This window comes from Pectobacterium carotovorum, from assembly GCF_900129615.1.
Taxonomy (GTDB): domain Bacteria; phylum Pseudomonadota; class Gammaproteobacteria; order Enterobacterales; family Enterobacteriaceae; genus Pectobacterium; species Pectobacterium carotovorum.
Window position 1 is genome coordinate 591,498 of sequence record NZ_FQWI01000002.1, and the last position, 25,354, is coordinate 616,851.

26 protein-coding genes, 1 other RNA gene and 3 pseudogenes are annotated in these 25,354 nt (G+C 48.2%); 14 read left to right on the top strand and 16 right to left on the bottom strand.

What is annotated here, in order from left to right; genetic code table 11:
• Positions 1 to 235 precede the first annotated feature (235 nt).
• The 3 genes and pseudogenes from BUB06_RS06930 to BUB06_RS22110 form a co-directional block, all read right to left on the bottom strand.
• Positions 236 to 1,018, bottom strand: coding sequence for a transporter substrate-binding domain-containing protein (locus BUB06_RS06930; RefSeq protein ID WP_039470927.1), 783 nt, complete (start codon positions 1,016 to 1,018; stop codon positions 236 to 238).
• A 369-nt stretch (positions 1,019 to 1,387) separates the two neighbouring features.
• Positions 1,388 to 1,966, bottom strand: a pseudogene (locus BUB06_RS06935) (hypothetical protein).
• Between the two features lie 139 nt (positions 1,967 to 2,105).
• Positions 2,106 to 2,282: a hypothetical protein gene (locus BUB06_RS22110; protein ID WP_153266389.1), complete on the bottom strand. Its 177-nt coding sequence runs from the start codon at positions 2,280 to 2,282 to the stop codon at positions 2,106 to 2,108.
• A 288-nt stretch (positions 2,283 to 2,570) separates the two neighbouring features.
• Here BUB06_RS22110 and BUB06_RS06940 point away from each other — a divergent pair, with 288 nt between their 5' ends.
• Both BUB06_RS06940 and BUB06_RS06945 read left to right on the top strand, forming a co-directional pair.
• The gene (locus BUB06_RS06940) at positions 2,571 to 3,062 is read left to right on the top strand and encodes a YhfG family protein (protein WP_039470929.1); all 492 of its coding nucleotides are present in this window, start codon (positions 2,571 to 2,573) and stop codon (positions 3,060 to 3,062) included.
• Positions 3,055 to 3,639, top strand: coding sequence for a putative adenosine monophosphate-protein transferase Fic (locus BUB06_RS06945; RefSeq protein WP_039470930.1), 585 nt, complete (start codon positions 3,055 to 3,057; stop codon positions 3,637 to 3,639). The genes BUB06_RS06940 and BUB06_RS06945 overlap by 8 nt, the downstream gene beginning before the upstream one ends.
• Before the next feature lie 109 nt (positions 3,640 to 3,748).
• Here BUB06_RS06945 and BUB06_RS22240 read toward each other — a convergent pair whose 3' ends face one another.
• Positions 3,749 to 4,000: a type II toxin-antitoxin system RelE family toxin gene (locus BUB06_RS22240; RefSeq protein WP_228286751.1), complete on the bottom strand. Its 252-nt coding sequence runs from the start codon at positions 3,998 to 4,000 to the stop codon at positions 3,749 to 3,751.
• Positions 3,990 to 4,240: pseudogene (locus BUB06_RS22395) on the bottom strand (type II toxin-antitoxin system Phd/YefM family antitoxin). The gene BUB06_RS22240 and the pseudogene BUB06_RS22395 overlap by 11 nt, the downstream one beginning before the upstream one ends.
• 129 nt (positions 4,241 to 4,369) lie before the next feature.
• Between BUB06_RS22395 and BUB06_RS22245 the strand changes: the two are divergent.
• Both BUB06_RS22245 and BUB06_RS06965 read left to right on the top strand, forming a co-directional pair.
• Positions 4,370 to 4,839: pseudogene (locus BUB06_RS22245) on the top strand (STM2901 family protein).
• On the top strand, positions 4,824 to 5,168 hold the full coding sequence (locus tag BUB06_RS06965; protein WP_039470933.1) for a DUF1493 family protein: 345 nt from the start codon (positions 4,824 to 4,826) through the stop codon (positions 5,166 to 5,168). The pseudogene BUB06_RS22245 and the gene BUB06_RS06965 overlap by 16 nt, the downstream one beginning before the upstream one ends.
• A 281-nt stretch (positions 5,169 to 5,449) precedes the next feature.
• Here the strand turns inward: BUB06_RS06965 and ssrA are convergent.
• Positions 5,450 to 5,812: a transfer-messenger RNA gene (gene ssrA / locus BUB06_RS06970) on the bottom strand.
• Positions 5,813 to 5,862: 50 nt separating this feature from the next.
• Positions 5,863 to 6,345, bottom strand: a complete 483-nt coding sequence (gene smpB / locus BUB06_RS06975) for an SsrA-binding protein SmpB (protein ID WP_010282425.1) — start codon at positions 6,343 to 6,345, stop codon at positions 5,863 to 5,865.
• A gap of 155 nt (positions 6,346 to 6,500) precedes the next feature.
• Here smpB and BUB06_RS06980 point away from each other — a divergent pair, with 155 nt between their 5' ends.
• Both BUB06_RS06980 and BUB06_RS06985 read left to right on the top strand, forming a co-directional pair.
• Positions 6,501 to 6,947, top strand: a complete 447-nt coding sequence (locus BUB06_RS06980; protein ID WP_010282427.1) for a type II toxin-antitoxin system RatA family toxin — start codon at positions 6,501 to 6,503, stop codon at positions 6,945 to 6,947.
• Entirely contained in the window at positions 6,937 to 7,218 is a 282-nt protein-coding gene (locus BUB06_RS06985) for an RnfH family protein (RefSeq protein WP_207189301.1), read from the top strand. The genes BUB06_RS06980 and BUB06_RS06985 overlap by 11 nt, the downstream gene beginning before the upstream one ends.
• A 238-nt stretch (positions 7,219 to 7,456) precedes the next feature.
• Here the strand turns inward: BUB06_RS06985 and bamE are convergent, their stop codons facing one another.
• The 3 genes from bamE to nadK form a co-directional block, all read right to left on the bottom strand.
• Positions 7,457 to 7,792 carry an outer membrane protein assembly factor BamE gene (gene bamE, locus BUB06_RS06990; protein ID WP_011092444.1) on the bottom strand — a complete coding sequence of 112 codons (336 nt, stop codon included), beginning with the start codon at positions 7,790 to 7,792 and terminating at the stop codon, positions 7,457 to 7,459.
• 152 nt (positions 7,793 to 7,944) lie between these two features.
• Positions 7,945 to 9,606, bottom strand: coding sequence for a DNA repair protein RecN (gene recN / locus BUB06_RS06995; RefSeq protein WP_039470937.1), 1,662 nt, complete (start codon positions 9,604 to 9,606; stop codon positions 7,945 to 7,947).
• Between the two features lie 81 nt (positions 9,607 to 9,687).
• Positions 9,688 to 10,566: an NAD(+) kinase gene (gene nadK / locus BUB06_RS07000; RefSeq protein ID WP_010302009.1), complete on the bottom strand. Its 879-nt coding sequence runs from the start codon at positions 10,564 to 10,566 to the stop codon at positions 9,688 to 9,690.
• Between the two features lie 149 nt (positions 10,567 to 10,715).
• Between nadK and grpE the strand changes: the two genes are divergently transcribed.
• Both grpE and BUB06_RS07010 read left to right on the top strand, forming a co-directional pair.
• Positions 10,716 to 11,303, top strand: coding sequence for a nucleotide exchange factor GrpE (gene grpE, locus BUB06_RS07005; protein WP_039470939.1), 588 nt, complete (start codon positions 10,716 to 10,718; stop codon positions 11,301 to 11,303).
• A 231-nt stretch (positions 11,304 to 11,534) separates the two neighbouring features.
• The gene (locus tag BUB06_RS07010) at positions 11,535 to 12,773 is read left to right on the top strand and encodes an Nramp family divalent metal transporter (protein ID WP_029368458.1); all 1,239 of its coding nucleotides are present in this window, start codon (positions 11,535 to 11,537) and stop codon (positions 12,771 to 12,773) included.
• A 49-nt stretch (positions 12,774 to 12,822) separates the two neighbouring features.
• On the opposite strand, the gene BUB06_RS07015 is transcribed toward BUB06_RS07010, so the two are convergent.
• The gene (locus tag BUB06_RS07015; RefSeq protein ID WP_010282462.1) at positions 12,823 to 13,026 is read right to left on the bottom strand and encodes a 2-hydroxymuconate tautomerase family protein; all 204 of its coding nucleotides are present in this window, start codon (positions 13,024 to 13,026) and stop codon (positions 12,823 to 12,825) included.
• Between the two features lie 13 nt (positions 13,027 to 13,039).
• Positions 13,040 to 14,206, bottom strand: a complete 1,167-nt coding sequence (locus BUB06_RS07020; protein WP_010302022.1) for an MFS transporter — start codon at positions 14,204 to 14,206, stop codon at positions 13,040 to 13,042.
• Positions 14,207 to 14,437: 231 nt separating this feature from the next.
• Here BUB06_RS07020 and nudK point away from each other — a divergent pair, with 231 nt between their 5' ends.
• From nudK to BUB06_RS07050, 6 genes are all read left to right on the top strand, one after another.
• Positions 14,438 to 15,019 carry a GDP-mannose pyrophosphatase NudK gene (gene nudK / locus BUB06_RS07025; RefSeq protein ID WP_010302025.1) on the top strand — a complete coding sequence of 194 codons (582 nt, stop codon included), beginning with the start codon at positions 14,438 to 14,440 and terminating at the stop codon, positions 15,017 to 15,019.
• 381 nt (positions 15,020 to 15,400) lie between these two features.
• Entirely contained in the window at positions 15,401 to 16,666 is a 1,266-nt protein-coding gene (locus BUB06_RS07030; protein WP_039470942.1) for an ABC transporter substrate-binding protein, read from the top strand.
• A gap of 63 nt (positions 16,667 to 16,729) precedes the next feature.
• Positions 16,730 to 17,611, top strand: a complete 882-nt coding sequence (locus BUB06_RS07035) for a carbohydrate ABC transporter permease (protein WP_039274971.1) — start codon at positions 16,730 to 16,732, stop codon at positions 17,609 to 17,611.
• 1 nt (position 17,612) lies between these two features.
• On the top strand, positions 17,613 to 18,425 hold the full coding sequence (locus tag BUB06_RS07040; RefSeq protein WP_039274968.1) for a carbohydrate ABC transporter permease: 813 nt from the start codon (positions 17,613 to 17,615) through the stop codon (positions 18,423 to 18,425).
• Positions 18,426 to 18,461: 36 nt separating this feature from the next.
• The gene (locus BUB06_RS07045; RefSeq protein WP_039470944.1) at positions 18,462 to 19,547 is read left to right on the top strand and encodes an ABC transporter ATP-binding protein; all 1,086 of its coding nucleotides are present in this window, start codon (positions 18,462 to 18,464) and stop codon (positions 19,545 to 19,547) included.
• 216 nt (positions 19,548 to 19,763) lie between these two features.
• The gene (locus BUB06_RS07050; protein WP_039470946.1) at positions 19,764 to 21,287 is read left to right on the top strand and encodes a glycosyl hydrolase 53 family protein; all 1,524 of its coding nucleotides are present in this window, start codon (positions 19,764 to 19,766) and stop codon (positions 21,285 to 21,287) included.
• 70 nt (positions 21,288 to 21,357) lie between these two features.
• On the opposite strand, the gene BUB06_RS07055 is transcribed toward BUB06_RS07050, so the two are convergent.
• The 4 genes from BUB06_RS07055 to BUB06_RS07070 form a co-directional block, all read right to left on the bottom strand.
• Complete coding sequence (locus BUB06_RS07055) at positions 21,358 to 22,395, bottom strand: LacI family DNA-binding transcriptional regulator (protein ID WP_039470947.1); 1,038 nt, start codon at positions 22,393 to 22,395, stop codon at positions 21,358 to 21,360.
• A gap of 280 nt (positions 22,396 to 22,675) precedes the next feature.
• A complete protein-coding gene (locus tag BUB06_RS07060) occupies positions 22,676 to 23,437 on the bottom strand; it encodes an amino acid ABC transporter ATP-binding protein (RefSeq protein ID WP_039470949.1) in 762 nt (253 codons plus the stop codon).
• Between the two features lie 53 nt (positions 23,438 to 23,490).
• The gene (locus tag BUB06_RS07065; protein ID WP_039470951.1) at positions 23,491 to 24,435 is read right to left on the bottom strand and encodes an amino acid ABC transporter permease; all 945 of its coding nucleotides are present in this window, start codon (positions 24,433 to 24,435) and stop codon (positions 23,491 to 23,493) included.
• A complete protein-coding gene (locus BUB06_RS07070) occupies positions 24,432 to 25,328 on the bottom strand; it encodes an ABC transporter substrate-binding protein (protein WP_039470952.1) in 897 nt (298 codons plus the stop codon). The genes BUB06_RS07065 and BUB06_RS07070 overlap by 4 nt, the downstream gene beginning before the upstream one ends.
• Positions 25,329 to 25,354 lie beyond the last annotated feature (26 nt).

Below are 25,354 nucleotides of genomic sequence, written 5' to 3' on the forward strand. Positions count from 1 at the left end.
CACTGTGAAAGCGACATTAAAAATGGTGGTGTGAAGCGAGGTATATTCACATATATATCGCTATTTTCCAACGCGTGATAGTAACAGAAAAGGGGCTGATGGCGCTCACCCTCTTTATCAAGATTCTGTTGCTGGGTATGGCCGTAAACTCCCGTTTCGTTGAAATCTCCCCGGCCTTCTAATAGGTCAGGGAGAACAGTTGGACATGAAAATAATCTGTTAACCGCGCCTGATATTATTCCTTCACGCTTAAATCGATATCGCCGAAATAGCGTTTCTGTATTTTTGCATATAGGCCTTTTTGAACGATATCTTTCAGCCCTTGATTGATGAGTTGTTTTGTTTCCGTATCGTCTTTACGTATACCGTATGCAGAACCGAGACTGAATAAATCCGCATCGGTCACTTCCGGGCCTTTTAGCTCAAAATCTTTACCCTGCGGTGTGTTTAAAAATCCAAACGCGACGGCAACCGACGGGCACAGCGCGCCTTCCACTCTTCCTGATTGTAAATCCTCATAAATGGCTTCCTGATCGGGATAGTTTTTAACAATCACCCCGGCGGGTAGCCAATATTTATTGGCGTAGGCTTCCTGAATGGTACCTTGCTGTACCGCGATATTTTTCCCGCGCAGCAGTTCAGCTTGGGGAAGAAGATTGGATTCTTTCCTTGCGACAAGTTTGGTGGGAACATGGAAAACATAGTCACTGAAATCTATCGATTCCTTTCGCTTACGTGTCACACCAAGTGGCGCGATGACGTCTATTTTTTTTGCGAGAAGGGCGGGGATCTGGGAATCGAACGTGTTGACGATATAATCACACTTTGCATTTATCGATTTACAGATAGCATCCGTTACCTCGATTTCAAACCCCGATGGATTACCATTGTTATCCATGCTCTGAAAGGGGGGATACGTTAAATCGACGCCGATACGCAGTATGTCCGATTTGGCAAATGCAAAGGGAGAAATAGCAAAAATGACAACGATCTTCAGGAGAGATAATTTTCTGAACATAGCAGTAACACCTCTTTTTAGTCGTATAAAATGAATATCAATATTTCGATATTTGTATTATCACCAGTGATAGGACGTAAATTGGATCGCACATCATCATCCAGCCTACGTTTTAAAAACTGACATTAATTTACACTTGAAATTATAACAAATTGTTATTATTTGCTTTCGTGATGTAAAATTGCGACATCGGTGATGTCCAAACGTGTAAACAGGAAATACATTCCAGTGGATGATTTCATTTTTGGCGGGGTACTGGTGTGCATTGCATGCCGAAAACCGACCTAAGCGAGTTTCTGGTATTTTAATCTATCAACACTTACTAAGGGTGTCGGTAAAACGGTGGAATTTGCGAGCTTGAGGGCGAAATTACTTATAGGTAAATTGATAATCGACAATATACGTACCGAGTTTATTGACCCGCGCAGTGATCCATAATGCATCCATTCCTTGCCTCCTTTTTTTAAACAGTATTTCTCTGTTAGTGCATAGCTGTTTAAATTGCCCAGTATGGATATCTTTAACCCATATACCGGCTTCACAACGACTACTTTTCCTGTAGATGGTCCAGGAAAAACAATCTTATAGTCGGATGTGTAACTAATCACGTCATCAGGGAACAGATAAACATACACGTCAAAAATATTCACGATGGAAAGAAATCCCAACACAAAACCACCCAGGAACATTTCGAGCATGTGTTTTAGTTTCTTTTTTGCCGATCGAGAGTAGAGCGCACGGCCAGCAAAGATAAGCCCCAGAACGATCCCAAAGGTAAGGTAGATAGTGAGTTCTGGAAGTGTCTCGAGCAGTATCGTGCGACGTGACAGCTGCGAGGCCCAAAGCATGTACCAGAAAATAGCTAGCATGATATATAAGACGAGGAGAGTAACGAGAAAATCCTTCGACAATAAATAGGTTATCGTTTTTTTTATAAAGACGGTGCATCTATCCATGAGCTGGGGGAATCTGAATATCTATCGTAACGTGATGATCTTTATGTTTTAATTTTGAATTCAAACTTTATTTATAGGCCTAAACGTGAGCCTACGCAAAGTGACGATGAGTATGTGAGATAAAAATGAGATCAATTTTCACTCAATTCTTTACGCCTTTTGATCGCAGAGAGTAATGCTGGTGAAATTGGTGCTTCGGATAGTAAGGTTGTTGCGAATTGATGTTGTTCTTCAATCTCCAGCTTAAGCAACATGTCCCTTCCGTTCTTTGGAGAACGTTTCTCTTTACGCTTTAATTTATAATTCATCCAGATCGACCTTTACACGCTTCCCCTTCATCCGTGATACGAAATTTAACGATTAACCCAAAAAGCAGCAATAGGGCGATATCAACAAGACACCAAAATAAAATGATTTTGCGAAAAACTGTTCATCCTCTTCACCTTGTGTTTTTTATCTTTATTTTTAGTGAGTTAAGTGATGAACAGTGAATGAACAGGTGATGAGTAACTCACCACCCTTGCAGATAAGGTATGCCTAGGCCGTAATTGTGGTACTCTTTATCGCATATATATGCGGATTAAAGGTGAAAGCACATGCGCTATGAAATGGCGGTACTCGCGGCTCTGGTACAAGAAGATTCCCCTAATACGCAATCTATCATCAACGCTACAGGTATCTCTGAAAGAAAAGTACAGGACGTGTTAAACACGCTCCAGTCAACGATGGATATCAACATATCACGCGAGAAAAATGGCAAACGGCAAGCCTTGTCTATCTCGTCATGGGGCGTGTTTGGTGACGGAGAAAGGTTGATAGAGAAATTGAAAAATACCGATCTGTCGATATTTAAACAGCACCGGAAAATCACGACAAAAGGATCGCCAGACAAAACGCGATCCCCACGTATGGTGACGCTGGAAGAAAAGCGTGATTACTACAATCAGGTGAAACTCAAAAACTATCGGGACAGTATGCGTCTTGAAGGATTCAGCGTTGAGGATACGCCACTTCCAAGCGACAAGCAGGACAGAGAGGCGCTGAGAAAAAATCTGATAGCCATGTATAAGGCGAGTGGTTATGTCTGATAAATACGGTTCAGGGCAAGATCCTTATACCTACCCTGATAGCGATGTTCTGATAAATAAACTCTGCATCAACGATGACAGTCAATTCGACGATGCGGAACGTCAACTATCCGAGCTGGCCGTTCTTGATATTGAATTTGAAGAACCGCCTTACGATTTACATTATTGGTGTGGGCTGCACGGGAAAATATTCGGGGATTTATTCGATTGGGCAGGAGAAATACGGCGTATCGATATTTCTAAAGGTCAAACACGTTTCTGCACCGTATCCCGTATCGAAATTGAAGCTAATAAAATTTTTACACGGCTATCCAATGATGATTTTTTACAAGGCCTTGAACGTCCAGCGCTAATAACTCAGTTAGCAGAATATTATTCAGATTTGAATGTGATTCATCCATTTCGGGAAGGCAATGGACGTTCTCAGCGTTTATTGTTCGAGCATATGATTATCAATTGTGGCTATGGTGTCTCTTTCGAAAATATCGGCGTTCAGGAATGGTTAGCGGCTAACGTGGCCGGATACCACGGCAATACTCAACCATTAGTCGATATTTTTGAGAAAAGTATTCTCTGACTTCCCAATAAAAAGATTTTTCACAAAACTGTTCGCCCTCTTCACCACGGTTTTTTATTTTTACTAATCAATAAATTAATGGGTGATGAGTCGGTGAATAGGTGACGAGTTACTCATCACCTTGATAGATAGGTTGCACAACAAAATAGCCGCGAGTTGAAAACTGTCCGCGCTTATAGTCGGTCTTTGGCTGCTTTATAAACTTCTTGTAGCAGTCAGCCATTCCGTGAAGACGATTGGCGGGAACGTGGGGATGTTGTAAAACCTCTTTCAACTTTTTGGTGAACTGCTCCCGCACGGGCGCGCCCAGCTTCTTAAATTCTTTCAGTGCGTGCCCTTCAAACTCCAGCTTATAACTCATCCAGATCGACCTTCACACGTTTCCCCTTCATCCGGGAACGGGCAATTTTGGCGAGTTCGATATCTTCCTGATAGTCGGCCAGCGCTTCCCATGTTTCAGGAGAAACATATTAGCCAGAGATATGGCCATTGGTTAGCACGGCTACAGGCTCGCCGTTAGCTTCTTTAAGCGCGGCATTAGGGGACTTTTTAAAGTCGCTGATACTCACACTGCATTTGCAAGGATAGGTTGTACGGACATAATCAGCCCCTTTTAAGTATGATATTTGATACTGAATTTAGCGCTTAACCAAAAAGGCAGTAACATCACGGTATAAATGTGACACCAAATAAAATAATATTGAAAATACATTAAAAACAGGGAGGTTTAATGGATACTACCGAGGAACTTAATAGCACGTATTACTATCACGACATGGGAATTTAACTGCCGGAGAGTTATTTAGCCTGATCTTTCTTGAAAATTTTTCTTCTCGTACCGGTTTAGAAATTACAGCGGCGGCGCTGATCCTCTAAGGGCAACCTTATCTAAAGGTGTCAGGAAAACTATCTGCCGCCACAGCAACACCCGGAACGAGTGTTGCTTCCAAAGTATCACGAGCATTGCTCAGAGATTTACGTTTCCCTTATGGGCTAAGGCCACTTACGCCTATGGGAAAAAATCTTGCGACATTGAAGATGGTTCCAACGAATAAAATTGCCTCTTTTGTTGGTCGTTATATTCCATGAATAGGCTACGTCCAATTGATTGCTATAATGCAATCGGTAGCAAGGGACACCCGTCGACAGTATAACCTGATCGCTAGGCCAGAAGACCGCATTGAATGGACGTATTTCTGATGAACAAAAGAGATATCGAAAATGAGATTATTCAATATCTCATGGAACGTTACCCGATTAGGAAAAATTGGTTTAAATCCGGAATTAGACAAGTCACTAAAGACTGGACGTTACAGGATGATTATCAGTTTCTACCAGAGGATGCTCACGATTTCCTTCTTGATGTATTCGGACATTTTAATATTGAGCATTCAAACTTTGATGGAAGAAATTATTTTGAATATGAGTATCCAATCTGGCAAAAGAAACCAATATCGAAAGCGTTAAAACCGCTCACTGTCGGGATGATTATTGAGTCAGCTAAAGCAGGGAAATGGTTATACGATTAGAGGCATCTAATTATTGAAGTGTTTGGACGTAAAAACCGGCTGGAGCCGGTTTTGTCGTTTCTGGTGTCTACATCGCCGACTCACATTTGGGCAGCCAGTCGGCGTCTGATTCGTCTTCAGCCAAAAATTAGCCTGTATGCTCAGTTTGCGTATACCTAAACGTAGGCAATAACCACCGGATATCGTTGGACTATTACGGATACAAAAAAGCCCGCAGGGCTTGTGCCGTGCGGGCTTTTCGTACTTCATCGGACTTATCTGGTAATACCCGATGTCTAAATTGGTGGAGCTGGGGGGATTTGAACCCCCGTCCGGAACCACTCTACCGTCGGTACTACATGCTTAGTCTATCTTTACATTCGCTTGCCAGCTGCGAATAGACACGCCACTAACAAACTAGCCTGATTAGATTTAGTGCTTCAACCCCAGGCAAGGTATCCACACGATCTCTTTTGGGTTTGACCTCTCTTGATCCCCGTCCTAAGAGCGGAGGCTAGGGAGAGAGGGCTAAAAGCAGGTTATTAAGCTGCTAAAGCGTAGGTTTCGTCGTTTGCGACTATTTTTTTGCGGCTTTTTACGAGGCAAACCGCCCCTCGGCATGCACCTTGGGCTTTGCAAATCCCGTCGAATCCAGAATCAGCCCCCAAGAAACTGTCGCCAGTATACCAGAACTTACCGTTGTTAAGCCAGTGGCTTAGCGATTGGCGTTCTTCATGATACGGGCTTTGTCTAACTTCCATTCACGTTCTTTGATGTCATCACGCTTGTCGTGATCTTTTTTACCTTTCGCCACGCCAATTTTGACTTTGCTCCAGGCATTTTTCCAATACATGGACAGCGCAACGACCGTATAGCCATCGCGACTGACTCGACCAAACAGTGAATCCAGCTCGCGTTTGTTGAGCAGGAGTTTGCGCGTGCGTATGGGATCGCACACAACGTGTGATGAAGCCACGTTCAGCGGCGTGATCGTTGCGCCAAACAGGTAAGCTTCACCATTCATGAAGGTGACATAGCTGTCGCTGAGGTTTGCTTTGCCTGCGCGCAGTGATTTGACTTCCCATCCTTGCAGCGCAAGGCCTGCCTCAAATTCTTCCTCAATGAAGTATTCGTGACGGGCGCGTTTGTTCTGCGCAATGGTGGCGGAACCGGGTTTGTATGCTTTTTTCTTTGTCATAGTGCCGTCATTATACTGGATGTCATTGGGAATGAAATCCCCGCCGTGCGTCCGTGTCGTGGTTAATGATATCGTGCGATAAGCTTCGCAGAATTTTTGTCTGTCGGGCTATCAATGCTATTATTTTGCGCGTTTTATGAATCACGGAAAATAGTATGCCAAAGATAAGTCGTTCCGCACTGGTGCCGTTCAGCGCTGAACAGATGTACAAGCTGGTGAATGATGTCGCTTCCTACTCCGCGTTTTTACCGGGCTGTACGGGGAGCCGCGTGCTCTCCTCCTCAGAAGGGGAGATGACCGCCGCAGTCGACGTTTCCAAAGCCGGTATCAGCAAGACTTTTACCACCCGTAATACGCTGACGCACAACCAGAATATCAATATGCAGTTGGTTGATGGCCCGTTCCGTCAGTTGGGTGGTGACTGGCATTTTACGCCGCTGAGTGCTGATGCCTGTAAAGTCGAGCTGCATCTGGAATTTGAATTCACCAATGCCTTGATTGAACTCGCTTTTGGCAAAGTATTCAAGGAACTGGCCGGAAATATGGTGCAGGCTTTCACGCAGCGAGCAAAAGAGGTCTACAGTGTCCGCAATGCAGGTTGATGTCGTCTACGCGTTGCCGGAACGTCAGTATTTACGCACGGTGAAGCTGGAAGAGGGCAGTACGGTTGAACAGGCGATTGTGGCATCGGGCCTGCTGGAGCTGCGCCATGATATCGATTTGCAGGTGAATAAAGTCGGTATTTACAGTCGCGCGGCGAAGCTGGCCGACGTTGTTCAGGATGGTGACCGTGTGGAAATTTATCGTCCGCTGATTGCCGATCCGAAAGAGCTGCGCCGTCAGCGCGCAGAACGTTCTAAGAGCAAATCCTGAATAATGCTGCTAAACGGCACATGGCGTTTTCCTGAACGTCCTTACCTTAATGCCCTTACAAAAAAACACAGGCAAACCTGAAGTGTTCAGATTTGCCTGCTGTTATACCCGCTAGACATCAAGCCGCGTGTGCGTTGGCTTCCTTCAAGTACTCCGCCTATTGTGGGCTTCGTCTTAACGTACCGTTTCGGGCTGCCAGGAGCGTTCATCCTGGTTCAGCAGAACGGCATTGAAAGCATTAATCCAACGCAGGTTTGTTATTGATGTTGGTTAACACGCCACTGCCGCTGAAGGTCAGCGTCAGCGTCTGCTGTTTTACTGACTCATGACCAGGTTGCTGGCGGAAGACGTAAAACCAGGTATCGCTGCCAAACGGATCCTGCATCATAGGAGTACCCAGCGTATAAGCGACCTGTTGTTTGGTCATGCCGGTGTGAATTTTCGCAACGTCAGCCGGTGCCAGATAGTTTCCCTGATTGATGTCCGGCCGATAGACCACCTTTTCCAGTGTGGAACAACCGGCAGTCAGCATAACAACCACCGCGGCGACGACAGTCAGCGTTTTACAGCGCATAGTGATTACATTCCTTAAGGGCATAGGTTGCCGATGATAATAGACCTTGCAGGACTTGGAAACCTGCAAGGCGATTGTATGACCTCAGGAAGGTAAAAAAGTTGAGCTTTTTTACCTGTGATGCACCTTTCTTGCCCTGTCGGCGGTAGATTTTAGGCCGCCAGCAATTCTTTGGCATTCGCCAGCGTGTTTTTGGTTACGGCGCTGCCGCCAAGGAGGCGTGCCAGTTCTTGTAGCCGTGCACGCTTATCTAACGGCTGCATCAGGGTTTCTGTTTCTGCACCGTCCGTTCGTTTGCTCACGAAGAAATGCTGATGACCGCAGCCCGCGACCTGCGGCAGGTGCGTTACGCACATCACCTGCGTAGATTCGCCGAGCTGGCGCAGCATTCTGCCGACGATGGCGGCGGTTGGCCCGCTAATACCCACATCGACCTCATCGAAGATCATCGCTGGCGTGTCCATTTTCTGTGCGGTGATCACCTGAATAATCAGTGCGATACGCGATAGCTCACCGCCCGAAGCCACTTTCGCCAGCGTCTGATGCGGCTGGCCGGGGTTGGTGGTCACGCGGAATTCGATACTGTCGGCACCGGTGGCCGTCAGGCTGTCTGGCGTAAATTTCACATCAATGGTGAAGTGGCCGTGCGGCATTGCCAGCTCACGCATATTGGTGGTGATGAGCTGAGCCAGTTCGCTGGCGTGGTGCTGGCGGCGCACGTGCAACTGTTCTGCAAGGTGCAACGCCTGCTGATGATATTCGCCAACGGAGGCGCTGAGCGCGTCGTGGTCGCTTTCCTGCTGCTCCAACTGTTGCTGTTCTTCCAGTAGCTGCTGATGGAACGCTGGGAGCGCTTCTGGAGCAACATGGTGTTTGCGTGACAGCGCGAGCTGGCGCGACAGACGCTGTTCCAGTTCATACAGCCGAATCGGGTCGAGATCCATTTGTTCGCTGTAGTGGCGCAGTTCATCGCTGGCTTCGCTAAGTTGAATACCGGCTTCTTCGAGCATGGACAGCACGCCGGACAGCTTGTCATCCATACTGATGAGTTCGCCAAGCTGATGTTTTACGCTGTGCAGCATACTGATGATGTTCTGCTCTTCGTCTTCACTCAGCAGTTGCATAGCCTGTTGGCTCATCGTCAGTAGCTGGCCGCTATTCGCCAGACGTTTATATTCAACGTCAATCTGTTCATATTCGCCGGGCTGTGGGGAGAATTCATTCAGCTCTTTTAATTGGTATTGCAGCAGTTCCCGGCGAGCTTCGCGCTCAATAGCCGCCTGTTGCAACTGCGCCAGCGCGCGGCAACTTTGGTGCCACTGATGCCAAACCTGCTGCATCGCAACCAGCAGTTTCGGTTCATCGGCATAGGCATCCAGCAGGTGTTTTTGATGGTCGGGGCGCAGCAGTAGCTGATGGGCATGCTGGCCATGTACCTGAATCAGGTGCTGGCCGAGTTCACGCAGTTGAGACAGCGGCACGGCGGTGCCGTTAATAAAACCGCGTGAACGACCATCAGCACTAATGACGCGGCGTAGCAGGCACTCGTTGCTGTCATCCAACTGGTTTTCTTCCAGCCACTGACGTGCCGTCGGCGTATCCGCCAGCGCAAAGCGGGCGCAAATGTCGGCGCGGGCAGCGCCCGGCCTGACCATGCTGGCGTCAGAACGATTTCCCAGACATAAACCGAGGGCATCAATCGCAATCGATTTCCCTGCACCGGTTTCCCCGGTGATCACGCTCATCCCTGACTGAAAATCGATTTCTAATTCGCGCACGATAGCGAAGTTACTGATAGTGAGTTGCGCCAGCATGATAAACCTCTGTATGTAATCACCTGTGATTACATACAGTATAAACTGGTTTTATATACAGTAAAGTAGCTGGGTACAATTTTAGAATAATTTTTTTGACCAGCCGAGTTTTGAACTTAGTGTATTGAAATAGCTATAATTTTTAGGATGGATCAGATTCAGGTAATGTTCGCTGCGGCGAATCAGTACTTCTTCACCCTCTTGCACTGGCAGCGCAATCTGGCTGTCACAGCTGATCTCCAGATCGTTGGTAATGCAGGAAAATTTCAGCCGAATCGTACTGCTGCTGTTGATGACCAGCGGGCGGGCAGACAGCGTGTGTGGGAACATGGGCACCAGCGCAATGGCATCCAGAGACGGCGTCAGGATTGGGCCGCCAGCGGAAAGGGAATACGCGGTTGAGCCTGTGGGCGTGGTGATAATCAGGCCGTCTGAACGCTGAGAAAAGGCGAATTTGTCGTCAATATAGACTTCAAATTCAATCATATGTGCGACTTTTCCGGGGTGAAGCACCACTTCGTTAATGGCGGTACTGATGCTGTCGGGCTGGTTTACGCGGCAAACGTGCGCTTCCAGCATGAAGCGCTGCTCGCTCAGGTAATGGCCGTCAAGTACGTCAGAAAGCTGTTGCTGCGCATGGTCAGGATCGAGATCGGTCAGAAAACCGAGGTTGCCACGGTTTACGCCGATCACCTTGATGTCATAGCGCGACAGCACACGCGCTGCGCCTAGCATATTGCCGTCACCGCCGACGACAACCGCCAAATCCGCCTGCTGGCCGATGTCGGCAAGGCTACCGGTCGGTGCATCTTTCAGATTCAGTTCACGGGCGATCTGTTGCTCGATCAGAACCGAGTAACCCTTGTCGGTGAGCCAGTGGTAAAGCATCTCATGCGTTGCCAGCGCCGTTGGGTGGCGCGGATGGCCGACAATGCCAATACAATTAAACGGCCTGTTCATTGTAAGCGGTGTGTTCATTGCTGTTTTTGTCCTCAGCGTGGTGTATCGGCAGCGGCGGGAACCAATATGTGACTGGTTCCCTTGAATCCCCGATTTTGATCCCCATAATAAGCAACTAGCGAGATTAATGCTAAACCGCGGAGAATTTCATGAGTAGTAAAGAACAGAAAACGCCTGACGAGCAAGTCCTGGATCAAAAGGAAGCAGCAAAAGGGCAGCAAGCGGATGCCGCGCCAGAGACGGCAGACGTAGCTGACCCGCGTGATGCGCGCATCGCCGAACTGGAAACCCAGTTGAGCGAACTGCAACAGCGTGAACGTGACAATATGCTTCGCGTCCGTGCTGAAGCCGATAACATTCGCCGCCGTGCGGAAATGGATGTTGAGAAAGCGCATAAATTTGCGGTAGAAAAATTTGCCAGCGAAATGCTGCCAGTTATCGACAATCTGGAACGTGCGCTGGATACGGCGGACAAGGCCAATGAATCACTGGCTGCAATGATTGAAGGTGTTGAACTGACGCTGAAATCGTTGCTGGATGCCGTGCGTAAATTTGGCATCGAGGTTGTGGGTGATGTGGGTGTACCGTTTAACCCAGAAGTGCATCAGGCGATGACGATGTTACCTTCGGCCGATCACCAGCCGAACCACGTCATGATGGTCATGCAAAAAGGCTATACGCTGAACGGCCGTTTGCTGCGTCCAGCTATGGTTGCAGTATCAAAAGCACAAGACTGATACACGCACCCTATTTACAACGTAGCTTTATTCCGAACCCCGTGCCCACCGCATGGGGTTTTTTGTTTATATCTTGTTAAGATTTGTTTGATAAAAAAGATGTTTTTTAGGTTTTGAATGACTCATCATCATTAGCTATCAAAAGAATTGGTATTACCACTCTAAATGCACTTGATAATCATTATCGTTTTTGTGAGAGTAATAAAACAACAGTGTTAGAAGGGTCATACTATGCCGGGTAGCCGTGTTATTGAGTCAACAAGCCGCACATCAAGGAAGGTCAAACTTTCTCTGATGGGCCCGGCGTTTATCGCGGCGATTGGTTACATCGATCCGGGTAACTTTGCCACTAATATCCAGTCTGGCGCGGCCTATGGCTATACGCTGCTGTGGGTGGTGGTGTGGGCGAACCTGATGGCGATGCTGATCCAACTGCTGTCCGCCAAATTGGGGATCGCAACGGGTAAGAACCTGGCGGAACATATTCGCGATCGCTTTCCGCGTCCGGCCGTTTGGGCGTATTGGGTGCAGGCCGAAATTATTGCGATGGCGACCGATCTGGCCGAGTTTATCGGTGCGGCGATTGGTTTCAAGCTGCTATTGGGCGTGTCGCTGCTGGAAGGCGCGATCCTCACTGCCATTGCCACCTTCCTGATTCTTATGCTGCAACAGCGCGGTCAGAAGCCGCTGGAGATGGTCATTGGCGGCCTGCTGCTGTTTGTGGCGGCGGCGTATATTGTCGAATTGGTCTTCTCTCAGCCTGAGCTGTCCGCGTTAGCCAAAGGCATGGCAATCCCGAGTCTGCCGACCTCTGATGCCGTGTTACTGGCTGCGGGTGTGTTGGGGGCGACCATTATGCCGCATGTGATTTACCTGCACTCTTCCCTGACGCAGCATGAGGGCAACCACACCCGTGCCGAGCGTTATTCGGCAACGAAAGTCGATGTCGCGATTGCGATGACCATCGCAGGATTCGTCAATTTGGCGATGATGGCAACGGCTGCGGCGGCGTTCCATTTCAGCGGCAATCAGGATATTGCCGATCTGGATAAAGCCTACCTCACGCTGGAGCCGCTGCTGGGTAAAGCCGCCGCGGTCATTTTCGGTCTGAGTCTGGTGGCGGCGGGTCTGTCTTCTACTGTCGTTGGTACGCTGGCGGGGCAGGTGGTGATGCAAGGATTCGTGCGCTTTCATATTCCACTCTGGGTACGCCGCACGGTGACAATGCTGCCGTCGTTTATCGTGATTCTGTCCGGTATGGATCCGACGCGCGTGCTGGTGTTGAGTCAGGTGGTGCTGAGCTTCGGGATTGCGTTGGCGCTGGTTCCCTTGCTGTCCTTCACCGGTAACCGTGAATTAATGGGAACGATGGTGAACGGAAAATGGGTACAGCGCATCGGCCAACTCATTGTGGTGCTGGTGGTTTCCCTGAATATGTATCTGCTGATTGATACGATGTTGGGGATATAAGTCTGGTGCCACCCAGGTGGCACCGTTTCACTCTTTATCACTAGCCTTCTTACTTACTGGCCTTCCTCAACTCCGTCACCGGCACGCCGCCGATTCCCCAGTTGTCCGTTTCAACTTCATCAATCACGACCACGGTGGTTTTCGGGTTCTTATTTAGCACGTCGACTAGCAACTGGGTGACGCCCTCAATCAACTGACGTTTTTGTTCAGCGGTGACGCCTTCATTGGTGATTTTGATGTTGACGTACGGCATAGATTCTCCGGGATTAGGGTAATGGTCGACGGTAGGGGAAGCAGAGCCCTGCCGCGATGAAAAGTGCTGCTGCGCTACACAGGATCGCTGGCGCGACAGCGTTGGTATTCGTCAGGGCGCTTGTGAGCAGTGGGCCAAGAATCTGACCTATGCCGTAAGTGAGCGTCACCAGCCCAAGCAGGTTGATGCCGTGTGGCGCGCGTAGCCGCTTGGCTAATGGCATCACCAGCGAGGTGGTTCCCATAAAAGTAGCACCAAAGCCGAGACAGCTGAATATCAATGCCACGGGTGAGTGGCTGAATAGCGTCAACAGGACGCAGCTTCCCTGAATCAGCAGGTTTGCCGTCAGGCAGGGCAAGGTTCCCCAGCGGTTGGCGGCCCATAGCCAGAAAAAACAGCCGGGAATAACTGCCAATCCAACCAGCGACCATAAATGCAGGGATAAATGCGGAATGCCGAGCGACGTCACTATCAGCGGTAGATAGGTGGCGATGATGATATACCCAAACCCTGCGAGGCCGTACAGCAGTGCAAGCCGCCGCCAGCCAAGGTGCGGTGGTTCATCGACATTGATCATGTGTTGCTGCACTACGGTTGATTTATGCGGTGAAAGGATGAGTAAGGCGAGTAGAAGCAGCGCGGCGATCAGCGCCGCACCCCACCACAATAGCTCGGCGGTGAGGGCGTAATGCTGTCCGATGATGATGTATTCATTGCCTAACACGATTCCTACGCCAACCCCGGCATAGAGCGAAGCGATAACGCGAACGTGCCTCGTGTGGTGCAAAATAGTCAAAGAGCCGAAGATCATCATCGCCGCGCTGGCGATCCCAGCGAGGAAACGAACGATCATGACCAGCGTCGTATCGGTGGTCAGAGCCATAGTGAAGAGCAAAACGCCCGTTGTGGCTGCGGCGATAAACAGCAGGAACACCGGTTGATTGGTTGAGGCGCGACGGTTGAAAGAGAAAAACAGACTGCCGAACAGATAACCTGCGTAGTTTGCGCTGGCAATATAGGAAAGCTGGCCGAAGGTGAAACGGCCTTCTTCCAGCATCACGGGCAGCATCGGCGTATACAAGAAGCGCCCCAGCCCCATTCCTAATGCCAGCACGATCGTCCCGAAAAGGGCAAGCGTCAGCGTATCCGATAGGGCGATAAGGCGAGGACGTTCCGTCATTCGATGGCTCAGGGTCGAGAGAGTATGCCGTTATCCTGCCCGTTTTCTTATCAAATGAAAGTGAATAGTAATGAGTAGGTTGATGACGCAGAGAGAATAGATTGTGGTAAGGCACTGGCGTCCGGGAGACAGTGCCTGCAACCCGTTTATGCTGCGGTTAAAAGGGGATATGATGAATTCGCGTTGTATATAAACGAGCCTTCCCTCCACATCGATCGCTGAGGTGTTTGCATGTCGTCTCCCATTGATATCGTCGAAAAGAAGCTGCTATCCGATAACTGGTACATTCTGAATAAATATACTTTTGATTTAAAAAGAAATAATGGCGGCGTTGTTCGTCAGGTTCGTGAAGTTTACGACCGTGGTGATGGCGCGACGATTCTGCTGTACAACCGGGCGAAAGGCACGGTGATTCTGACACGACAATTCCGCATTCCCACCTACGTCAACGGTAACGAAAGCGGCATGCTGCTGGAAACCTGTGCGGGTTTGCTGGACGACCATTCGCCCGAAGAATGTATCCGTAACGAAGCAATCGAAGAAACCGGCTATGCGATCGGCAATGTGGAAAAGCTGTTCTATGCCTACATGTCGCCGGGCAGCGTGACGGAACGCGTGCACTTTTTCGCCGCTGAATACGATGAGTCGCTGCGGGATAATGAGGGCGGCGGTGTGGACGATGAAGATATCGAGGTGCTGGAGCTACCGTTCAGCGAAGCCGTTGCGATGATGAACGATGGCCGGATTAAAGACGGTAAGACCATTATGCTGCTACAGCACGCAATCATCCGCGGCTGGTTTGCCAAGGCATAGACATGTTTTGCGGCACACGGGTATCCCATGTGCCGCTTGATTTTGTGTGGTAACGCTTTCATTTTTGCGTAATTACATGGTGAAGGCGTGATTATGGTTAATACGAGCTGAGTAACGTTTTTATATTGTTATTTTTTGTTTTATTCTCAATGGGATGTGATTGTTTTTGTCTTTGTTTTTATCATTTTTATGGGCCGGCATGGACTTTATTGGAGGAAATTTTTCCTAAATTTTTTGTATTTAGATCGAATATTTAGTCATTTTTCTCCCTGTTGTGTGACCCGTATCACCGGATGAAAGAATGTAAGCGGTGTAACTCGTTGCTTCATTATGCAGTAACTCATATTCTCTCTTTACAAAAAGTAAAGAAGGACTGCTCTGATGAAGATCAAGAATAAAGTATCTACCCTATTTGCAGTTTCATTCCTCACGCTGGGCTTATCGAGTCACTGCCTGGCTGCTGAAGTCACCGTGTGGGCCTGGGATCCTAATTTCAATGTTGCGGCAATGCATGAGGCATCGTCGATATATAAAAAAGCCGATCCAAGTTTTAGTCTGAAAGTGATCGATTCAGGTAAAGAAGATATTGAGCAGAAATTAAATACCATGTTGGCTTCAGGGGTTAAAAACTCGCTTCCTGATATTGTGCTTATTGAAGATTATAATGCGCAGAAATATCTTCAGGCTTATCCTGATTCGTTTATCCCATTACAGGATGCTATCGACTATAGCCAGTTTGCCCCTTATAAAACGAAAGTGATGACGGTAGGGGATAAGGTATACGGCGTTCCTTTTGATTCCGGCGTGGCGGGAATGTTCTATCGACTCGATTATCTGGAGGCTGCCGGATATAAAGAGAGTGATATGGTGAACATTACCTGGGATAAATATATTGAAATCGGTAAGCAGGTAAAAGCGAAAGCCGGTGTTGATATGCTGACCTACGATATGAATGATGTGGTTCTCCCTCATATTATGATGCAGTCCGGTGGAGAATGGTTCTTCGATAATCAAGGCCAGCTCAATCTCACCAAAAACAATGCACTGAAAGAAACATTAAAAACGATTAAAGCGATTAATGACGCGAAAATTGCACGTCCTATTTCTGGTTGGTCGAGTTTCGTCGGGAGTTTTAATGCCGGAAAATCGGCGAGTGTAGTTTCCGGCGTGTGGGTAATTGGCTCCATTAAAAGTGCCGAAGATCAGAAAGGAAAATGGCGTGTTGCGCCGATCCCACGGCTGAACCTCGATAAAGCGGTACATGCCTCTAATCAGGGGGGATCGAGCTGGTATGTCTTAAAAGGTGGCAAAAATACGAAACAGGCGATTGAATTTTTGCAGAAAACCTTTGCGGCAGATAGCAATATGTATCAAACCCTTTTAGTTGATCGCGGTGCGCTTGCGACCTTCCTTCCCGCTACTTCCGGCCCTGCTTATGCAGTAAAGGATCCGTTCTTTGGCGGGCAACCTGTGTTCGCTGATTTCTCTAAATGGGTGACTGAAATTCCACAGGTTTCCTACGGTATGTATACCCAGGAAGTCGATAACGCCATTGCTGCTGAAATACCTGCATTACTGAAAGGCGATTCTGTTGATGACGTTTTAAAACGCGCCGAAACCACATTAAAAAATCAGATTATGCAGTAGCGAGTGTGAGCTTGAGGGCGGAAAGCCCTCAAGTATTTCTCTCCAGAAATCGATGGTGTAATAATGATGTATAAACCTAAAATGAATAGGCTTTATAACATCAACGGCTGGGCTTTTGTCGCTACGGCTGTTGGGTTAATTGCCTTAATGACGATATACCCTATTTTCAAATCACTTTGGCTCTCTTTTCAGTCTGGCCGTGGTGTGGTGACACAATTTGTTGGCTTGGGAAATATCATTCGTTTATTCAGTGATCCTATGTTCAAAACGGCACTTTGGAATACGTTAACGTTTCTGGTAATCCAAGTTCCCATTATGATTCTATTATCACTGGCTATTTCTTCTTGTTTGAATTCGTCTCAGCTTAAATATCGCCAATGGTTTAGAATTGCCATCTTTTTGCCTTGCGTGACCTCACTGGTGGCCTACTCAATTCTTTTCAAGAGTATGTTTGAACTGGATGGCGTGATTAACTCATTCTTGCTGTTTATTCATGTTATTGACGATCCGATTCCGTGGCTGTCCGATCCTTTCTGGGCAAAGGTGACGATTATTATTGCGATCACATGGCGTTGGACAGGATATAATATGATCTTTTATCTTTCCGCTATGCAGAACATTGATAAGTCAATTTATGAGGCGGCTAGGGTTGATGGCGTCAGCCCCATTAAGCAGTTTTTCTTCATCACCATCCCCTTATTGAAACCGGTTATTCTTTTTACCAGTGTGACATCAACTATTGGCACATTACAGCTGTTTGATGAGGTTATGAATATTACGAATGGTGGTCCGGCAAATGCGACGCTGACGTTATCGCTTTATATTTATAATTTGTCATTCAAATTTGTGCCGAACTTTGGCTATGCGGCAACGGTTTCATACGTGATTGTTGTTTTTTCAGCAATACTTGCGCTGATTCAGTTTAAAGCAGCACGGAAGGGATAATATGAGAAAAAGTAAAATTAACAGCATGCTGATGCATATTTTTCTTGTGCTGATGAGCATTTTCTCGCTTTTCCCATTCTATTGGATGGTGGTATCGAGCACGAATAGCACCAGCCAAATCAACATGGGTAAATTCACGTTTGGCGATCAGCTGTTGGTCAACTTTACCAATCTGACGAGTCAGGTAGATCTGGCATTAGTGTTTTGGAATACCTCAAAGATTGCGTTGATTAGCACGGTATCGACGCTGGTAGTGTGCTCTATTGCGGGTTATGCCTTTGAGATTTATTCCAGTAAGAATCGTGAGCGTGTCTATGTTGCGCTATTAACGACGATGATGATCCCGTTTGCGGCATTAATGATCCCGCTTTTCACCATGTTTGGTAAGGCTGGCTTACTGGATACGCATTTTGCTGTTGTCATGCCGACGGTGGCAGGCGCATTTATTATTTTCTACTTTAGGCAATGTACGAAAACGTTTCCGAGGGAGCTGATCGACGCTGCGCGCGTGGAAAGCGTCGCGGAGTGGAAAATTTTTCTGTATGTCTACGTGCCGATTATGCGAGCCAGCTATTCCGCTGCGTTTATCATTGTTTTCATGACGTCATGGAATGCCTTTCTCTGGCCGCTTATTGTCCTTCAGTCTAATGAATTAAAGACGATTAATCTGGTGTTATCCAGCTTCGCTTCTGCCTATTCTCCAGACTTCGGGCTTATTATGGTGGGAACAGTCATCTCTACTCTTCCTAGCTTACTTATCTTCTTCGCCATGCAAAAGCAATTTATCGCAAGTATGACGGGCGCAGTGAAGTAATGCGCGCGCAATGGCAAATTAAGTTTGAGGTTCAACATGGCTGATATTTTACTAAAAAATATAGTGAAGCGTTACGATAAGACGGAAACAATCCATCGTATCAATCTTGAAATTAATTCTGGCGAATTTGTGGTTTTCGTCGGCCCGTCGGGGTGTGGTAAATCGACGTTGCTGAGAATGATCGCAGGATTGGAAGAGATCACGGATGGCGAAATTCATATTGATAACCGTTTAGTGAACCATTTCGACCCCGCAGAGCGGGGGATTGCGATGGTGTTCCAGTCTTACGCGCTGTACCCGCATATGACGGTGGCTGAAAATATGGGATTTGGGTTGAGAATGAACGGGCACCCCAAAGCTGAAGTCGAAAAAATGGTGCGCAAGGCCGCGATGACGCTCCAGCTAGAAGCATTGTTGGATCGCACACCGAAACAGCTGTCTGGCGGCCAGCGGCAGCGCGTTGCGATTGGGCGAGCCATTGTGCGCGATCCTAAAGTGTTCTTATTCGATGAGCCCTTATCGAACCTCGACGCCGAATTACGTGTGGAAATGCGTTTACAGATTGCCCGGCTTCATCAGGAAATGCGTAACACCATGGTTTATGTGACGCACGATCAAGTGGAAGCGATGACGCTGGCGGATAAAATTGTGGTGTTAAACAAGGGATATATTGAACAGGTTGGGACACCGATGGCGCTCTACCATAAGCCAGAAAATCTTTTTGTCGCTGGTTTTATCGGTTCGCCGAATATGAACTTTTTACCTGGCGAAGTGCTACAGGTTGAAGGGAACAACGTGAGTATCTTGATCAATAAGCTCAATACACTTTCCGTTAATCTTGCTAACCACGAATTGTGCACCGATCAGAAAATTACCGTGGGTATCCGCCCTGAACACCTGAGTATTGATCCAAATGGCGGTGATGTCAGCTTGTCGATCAATAGTGAGGTCACTGAAAGGTTGGGTAATGCTACCTATATTTTTGGTGCGTATTCTGGCGTTAATAATTTCAAGGTTCATTTGTCGGGTGATAATAATATTGTGCCTTACTCAACGATTCCGCTGACGTGCCAGAGTGAACATCTGCACTTTTTTGATGAAAACGGAAAGCGGATTAATTAAAAAGAAAATGTCTGTCATGGCGAGAATAACCCCATAGAAAACGCCATGTTGAATAAGTGAAAAAATTAGAAAACTAGCTAAGCAGCCATTGATATTGGCTGCTTGGTTTATTATGTGAAATTTATTTCTATAAGTACCGCCCGCTATTTTTTTAATCTGTACCTGGGTATTTATGTCATAAATACCTTTTAAGCGTGTTACCTCAAGGAGAAATGAATGAAAAAGAATAATTATTCAGGAATCATCTCTGTATTGTTAATGCTGTTTATCGGGTTCATGTTGGCCAATCTGGCGAAAGCGGCGCAGCCGTTTGCTTATGGCGCGGATATTGGCTGGGTAAAGCAATTAGAAGATCGCGGAGTAAGCTGGCGTGATGATGCAGGAACGCCGCGCGATGTATTACAGATATTGCGCGATCACGGCATTAACGCTGTACGGTTACGCATTTTCGTTAATCCCGACCCCAGTGCGTTATGGCATAAAGATAATACGACCTGGACGATGCTCGGCTATACGGATAAAACCCGCGTGGTGGATGCCGCGCAGCGCGCCAAAGCGATGGGAATGCGTGTCATGGTGGACTTCCACTACAGCGATGTTTTCGCAGATCCTGGCCATCAAATAAAGCCAGCCGCGTGGGCGAATTACAATCTTGGTCAATTAACGACGGCCGTTTATAACCATACACATGAGGTGATGACTGCGCTCATTGCCGCTGGCGTGACGCCGGAATGGGTGCAGGTTGGCAACGAAATGAACCCTGGAGTTTTACTACCGGAAGGCAGCACAAGCCGATTTGCCAATTTAACGCAGCTACTGAATGCGGGCTATGATGCGGTTAAAGCAGTCAGCCCTTCCTCTAAAGTGATCAGCCATCTGGCGCATGGCAATAATAATTCAAACGCTCGCTGGTTTTTTGACAATTTCCTCACTACGCACGGTGGGAAAACCGATGTGATTGGCTTTTCATTCTACCCCTATTGGGAGGGGAAAAATTATTGGGAGCTCACTGGCGCACTGGCTAGCAACCTCAATGATATGGCGAGCCGCTATGGTAAGGAAGTCATGGTCGTTGAAGTCGGCGGTTTGGAAACTAACCCGACAGACAGTTACTGGACGATTAGGGATACGATTAATCTTGTTAAAGCGGTGCCGGGAAATAAAGGGATCGGGGTTTTTTATTGGGAACCTGCGGGCAATGCAAAGGTGTTACCGGATGGCTACGCTTTAGGCGCGACGACGCAAGTTTCAACCAATGTATTGCAATTTACCCGAGCACTGGACGCGTTTGCTGAATCACAAATCAATTTTATCAACGGAACCCGCTATAAGATCGCTAATCGACATAGTGGCAAATCACTGAATGTTGTGAGCGGTTCGCGTGAAGACGGTGCATGGGTTGAACAATACAGTGACGGCAACTGGGACAGCCAGCGTTTTTATTTTAACGCGATTGGCAATGGTTACTTCAATCTGGTGAATGTGAATAGCGGAAAGTACATTGATGTTAATTTCAGTGCCAATGAGGATGGTGCGCAAATTCTCCAAATGTATAACACCGGCCATTTTAGCCAGCAGTGGCTGATTTTGGATGCGGGCGATGGCTATTATAAAATCATGAACAGGAACAGTGGGAAACTTTTGGATGTTAACAGCCGTTCAACAGAGAACGGGGCATCCGGTATTCAATGGCATGATAACGGGGGATGGAATCAGCTGTGGAAAATAACCGCTAATTGACGCTCTCTGGCCGCGTAATGTCCTTGCGTGGCCACTTTATTTGTAAGAGCAGGAAAGATAAGGGGACGTATTATAAAAGGGCATCGTTAAGCGTAAAACTTTCGCGCCAAACCATCTCATAACCAATCTGTACGTGTTTTTTATAATAGCGTCCTGCCACCAGCTCTAAAAACAGATCGACGGCGGCTTCGCCCATTTCAGTGGGGTAGAGCCGCATTGTGGTCAAACTGGGATTGAGATGTTGTGCTGTGGGGATGTCATTCATCCCAATCACTTTGATTTGCTTAGGGATGGAAATACCTTTCTCTTGAATCGCCCGGTACACGCCAATAGCGATAATGTCTGTCGCCGCGAACACGACATCAGGCCATTCTTTTTGTTGCAGCAACTCATTCATCGCCTGATATCCGGACTCAATACAGAATAACTGGCTGACCTTGCACCGCGATTCGTCGTAGATACCGTGTTTTTGCGTTATCTCCTGAAATACATGCAACCGGCTCTCATTGTTCCCTATAAATGCGGGGCGCTGAGCGCCGCTATTCACAATGTAATGTAATACCTCGCGTGCAGCCGCTTCCCGGTCGAAAAGCACGGCGTCACATTGTTTATCGAGGGGGGCAGAATCGATAAAAATCAGATTTTTATTTAATGAAGAGATTAAGGCGATATCGCTATCGCTAAAGTGACCTACACAAATGATCGCCTGCGCCTGAGATAAAGTATGGCTATTGGATGATAAATTTGTGGTGAATAGATTGCGTAACGAAATATTAAAATGGTGGCAGCGGTTTTCAATGCCAATACGCATTGCGGTGAAATAAGGATCGTTGAGTTCTTCTGAAGGCGTAAGAAAGTGGACGACGGCGAGATTTAATACATTGTCATTATCCATTTTGAAATGAGAGCGGACAACAAGCGAGTTCTCTAACCTTTTTTTCTGCTGCTTACGTTGTGTAGGCGATAAATAGGCTAACTCATGGGCAATTTTCTTGATGAGTTGGCGCTTTTCTTTGGTTATGGACAGGCTGGGATCGTTATTAAGTACGCGAGAAACAGTCGAGGCTGCTACTCCGGCCTTTTGAGCGATATCTGTAATTGTTGCCACAAAAAATGTCCATAATTTTTCTATGAGACTGATATTAGCGAATGCTTAATTAATTTAAAACGCTAATGATTCAAAAGTACGCTTAAATCTTCAGAAGTGCGATGACTTCACTGACCCGTAGCCGTAATATCCTAAATCATTCGAGTGGCGTGAAAAAACGAGTTCGTTTTGAACGCCGCTTGCGGCAGCCTTTTAGGGGAAAGCTCAGCCATGAGCCGAGTATTGCCAACGCACAAGCAGCTTTAAGTATGACGGGCATAAATAGCAGAACGTGCCCTAATTACAGCACGGTTGAGAAAAAGGCCTGCGTACGGCGGTTCAGCGGGGCGTCCAGTACCCGTCTGGCCGGGCCTGTTTCGACAATTCGACCGTTTTCCATAAACACGATGTTATCGGCGATCTCACGGGCGAAGCCGATCTCGTGCGTGACGATGACCATCGTGATACCGGAATGTGCCAGCTTCTTAATGACCTGAAGCACTTCACCAACCAGTTCCGGGTCTAATGCCGAAGTGGGTTCGTCAAAGAGCATCACCTGCGGATTCATGGCGAGGGCGCGGGCAATCGCGACCCGCTGCTGTTGGCCGCCAGAAAGCTGGTGCGGCCAATCGTCGGCTTTCTCCGCGAGTCCAACCTGTCGCAGCAGCGAATACGCCTGATCGAGCACCTCCTGCCGTTCACGTTTTTTAACGCGCAGCGGGGCATCGCTCACGTTTTGCAGCACGGTACGGTGAGGGAACAGGTTAAAGTGCTGAAACACCATGCCCATTTTACTGCGCTGGGCTGCGACCTGTTTGTCACTCAATTCATAGAGCCGATGGCCTTTTTGCCGATAGCCAACCAGCGTGTCGCCAACGCAAATGGTGCCGCCATCGAGTTTTTCCAGATGGTTAATACAGCGCAGCAGCGTGGATTTACCCGCACCGGATGGACCCAGAATCGCAGTGACCGATCCGGCCTCCATCTGCAAATCGATGTCATCTAAAATCAGGTTTCCCGACAGGAATTTACGCACGTTTCGCAGTGTGATGGGCTCGCCCATAGTTGCCTTTCCTTCATCATTCATTGAGAGCACGACTTTGGTCGCCCGCCGATTCAGGTGCCGGGGGACTCGCTGGGCTGCTGCCGGCTCGCTGGCCGGGCGCGTTGGGTAAGCCTTGCAGCACGCGGTTTACGGCTTCTACCTGGCTTGTTGCGTTTGAGCGTGGAACGGCCGAAATAGCGTTCAACATAGTATTGACCGACAGACAGCACGGAGGTCAGCAGCAGATACCAGATAGTGGCAACCAGCAGTAGCGGGATGACTTCATAGGTCCGCTGATAAATAATCTGTGCCGAATACAGCACATCCTGAAGCGAAATCACGGAAACCACCGCCGTGGTTTTCAGTTGGCCGATGACCTCGTTGCCCGCAGGAGGCAGGATGGCGCGCATCGCCTGCGGCAGAACGGTGTAGAAGAATATTTGCGGTTTACGGTATCCCAGCGCGCGGGCTGCTTCTAACTGACCGGGGTTGACGCTTTGAATGCCCGCACGAACGATTTCCGCCGCATAGGCAGACTGGTGCATGACCAGCGCCAGCACGGCGGCATTAAACGGGCTGATGAGCGTATTTCCGGGAACGCTGAAAAGTTCGCCGACAAACGGCAGCGAGAGCGAAATCGTCGGGTAGAGCGCTGCAATGTTATACCAGAGAAACAGCTGCACCAGCGTCGGGACGCCACGGAAGAACCAGGTATAGCCCCAACTGACCGCCACCAGCACCGGGTTGCTGGACAGACGCATCAGCGCCAGTATCGTGCCTCCGCCAAAGCCCAATACCACCGAAATGGCGGTCAGTTTCAGCGTCATGATGACGCCCTGAAGAATGGAGTCCTCCGTAAAACTGTCCACAACGACCCGCCATTCGAAACGGGGATTGTTCAGCACGGAATGGGCGATTGCGCCTAACAGCAGCAGAACCAGCAGGGCGCTGATCCAGCGCCCGTAGTGTCGGTTGGCAACGATGTGCAGTTCCTGCTGCGGCGAGGAAGTACTCATCCGAAGATCTCTGCGTTACGTTTCGCCTCAGGGACTGCGCCGTAGCCGATGTCCCACTTATCCAAAATCTTCTGGTAGGTGCCATCTTTAATCAGCGAATTCAGCGCCGCCTGAACCGCGTCTTCCAGAGCCGAGTCTTTAGGGAACGCAATGGAAACAGGTGCATCGTTAACGGCGATATCACCACTGATGGTCAGCCGTTTTACCTGACTCACCTGATAGCGTAGTCCTTCATAAGGGCCGAAGAACAACGGTACGCGCCCGCTGATCACCGCCTGTACGCCTGATGGACGATCCGGGAAGATCGCGATTTTGATCGCGTCTTTCTGTTCTGCGACACACTGCTTGTCGGCTTCCTGCAAGCGCAGTAGCTGAGTGGTACCCGCTCCCGCCCCAACTTCTTTACCGCACAGCACGCTGAGGGAGGTAAAAGGCGCGACGTTAGCGTCTTTAAGGGAAATGATGGCCAGTTTTGATGCGTTGAAATAGCCGATGAAATCGATTTGCTCAAGGCGCTTTGGCGTCGCATTGATATTCGACAGCGCCACATCGTAACGGCCTGATTTCAGACCGGGGATGATGTTGTCGAACCCGCCGGTATCGTTCCAGTTCACCGGCACGCCCAGCCGGTCACCAATCGCGTTCATGATATCGATCTCGCGGCCTGCCAGCGTTTTATTATCTTCCTGATAAAAGGTGGTTGGCGGCGTATTGGGGTTGGTGCCCGCAACGATAAAGCCTTTTTGCAGGACGGCCTCTGGCACTTTGGCTTTTAAGGCGGCATCGGACTGAACCTGAAAGGTGCGAGTGGTGGGGACATTTTGATCGGCAGAAAAGGCCGACGGCAATACGCCAAGCATAAGTAATGGAAAGGCCAGCAGAGGTTTTTTCATTGTTTTTACCTGGGTTAACTAACATG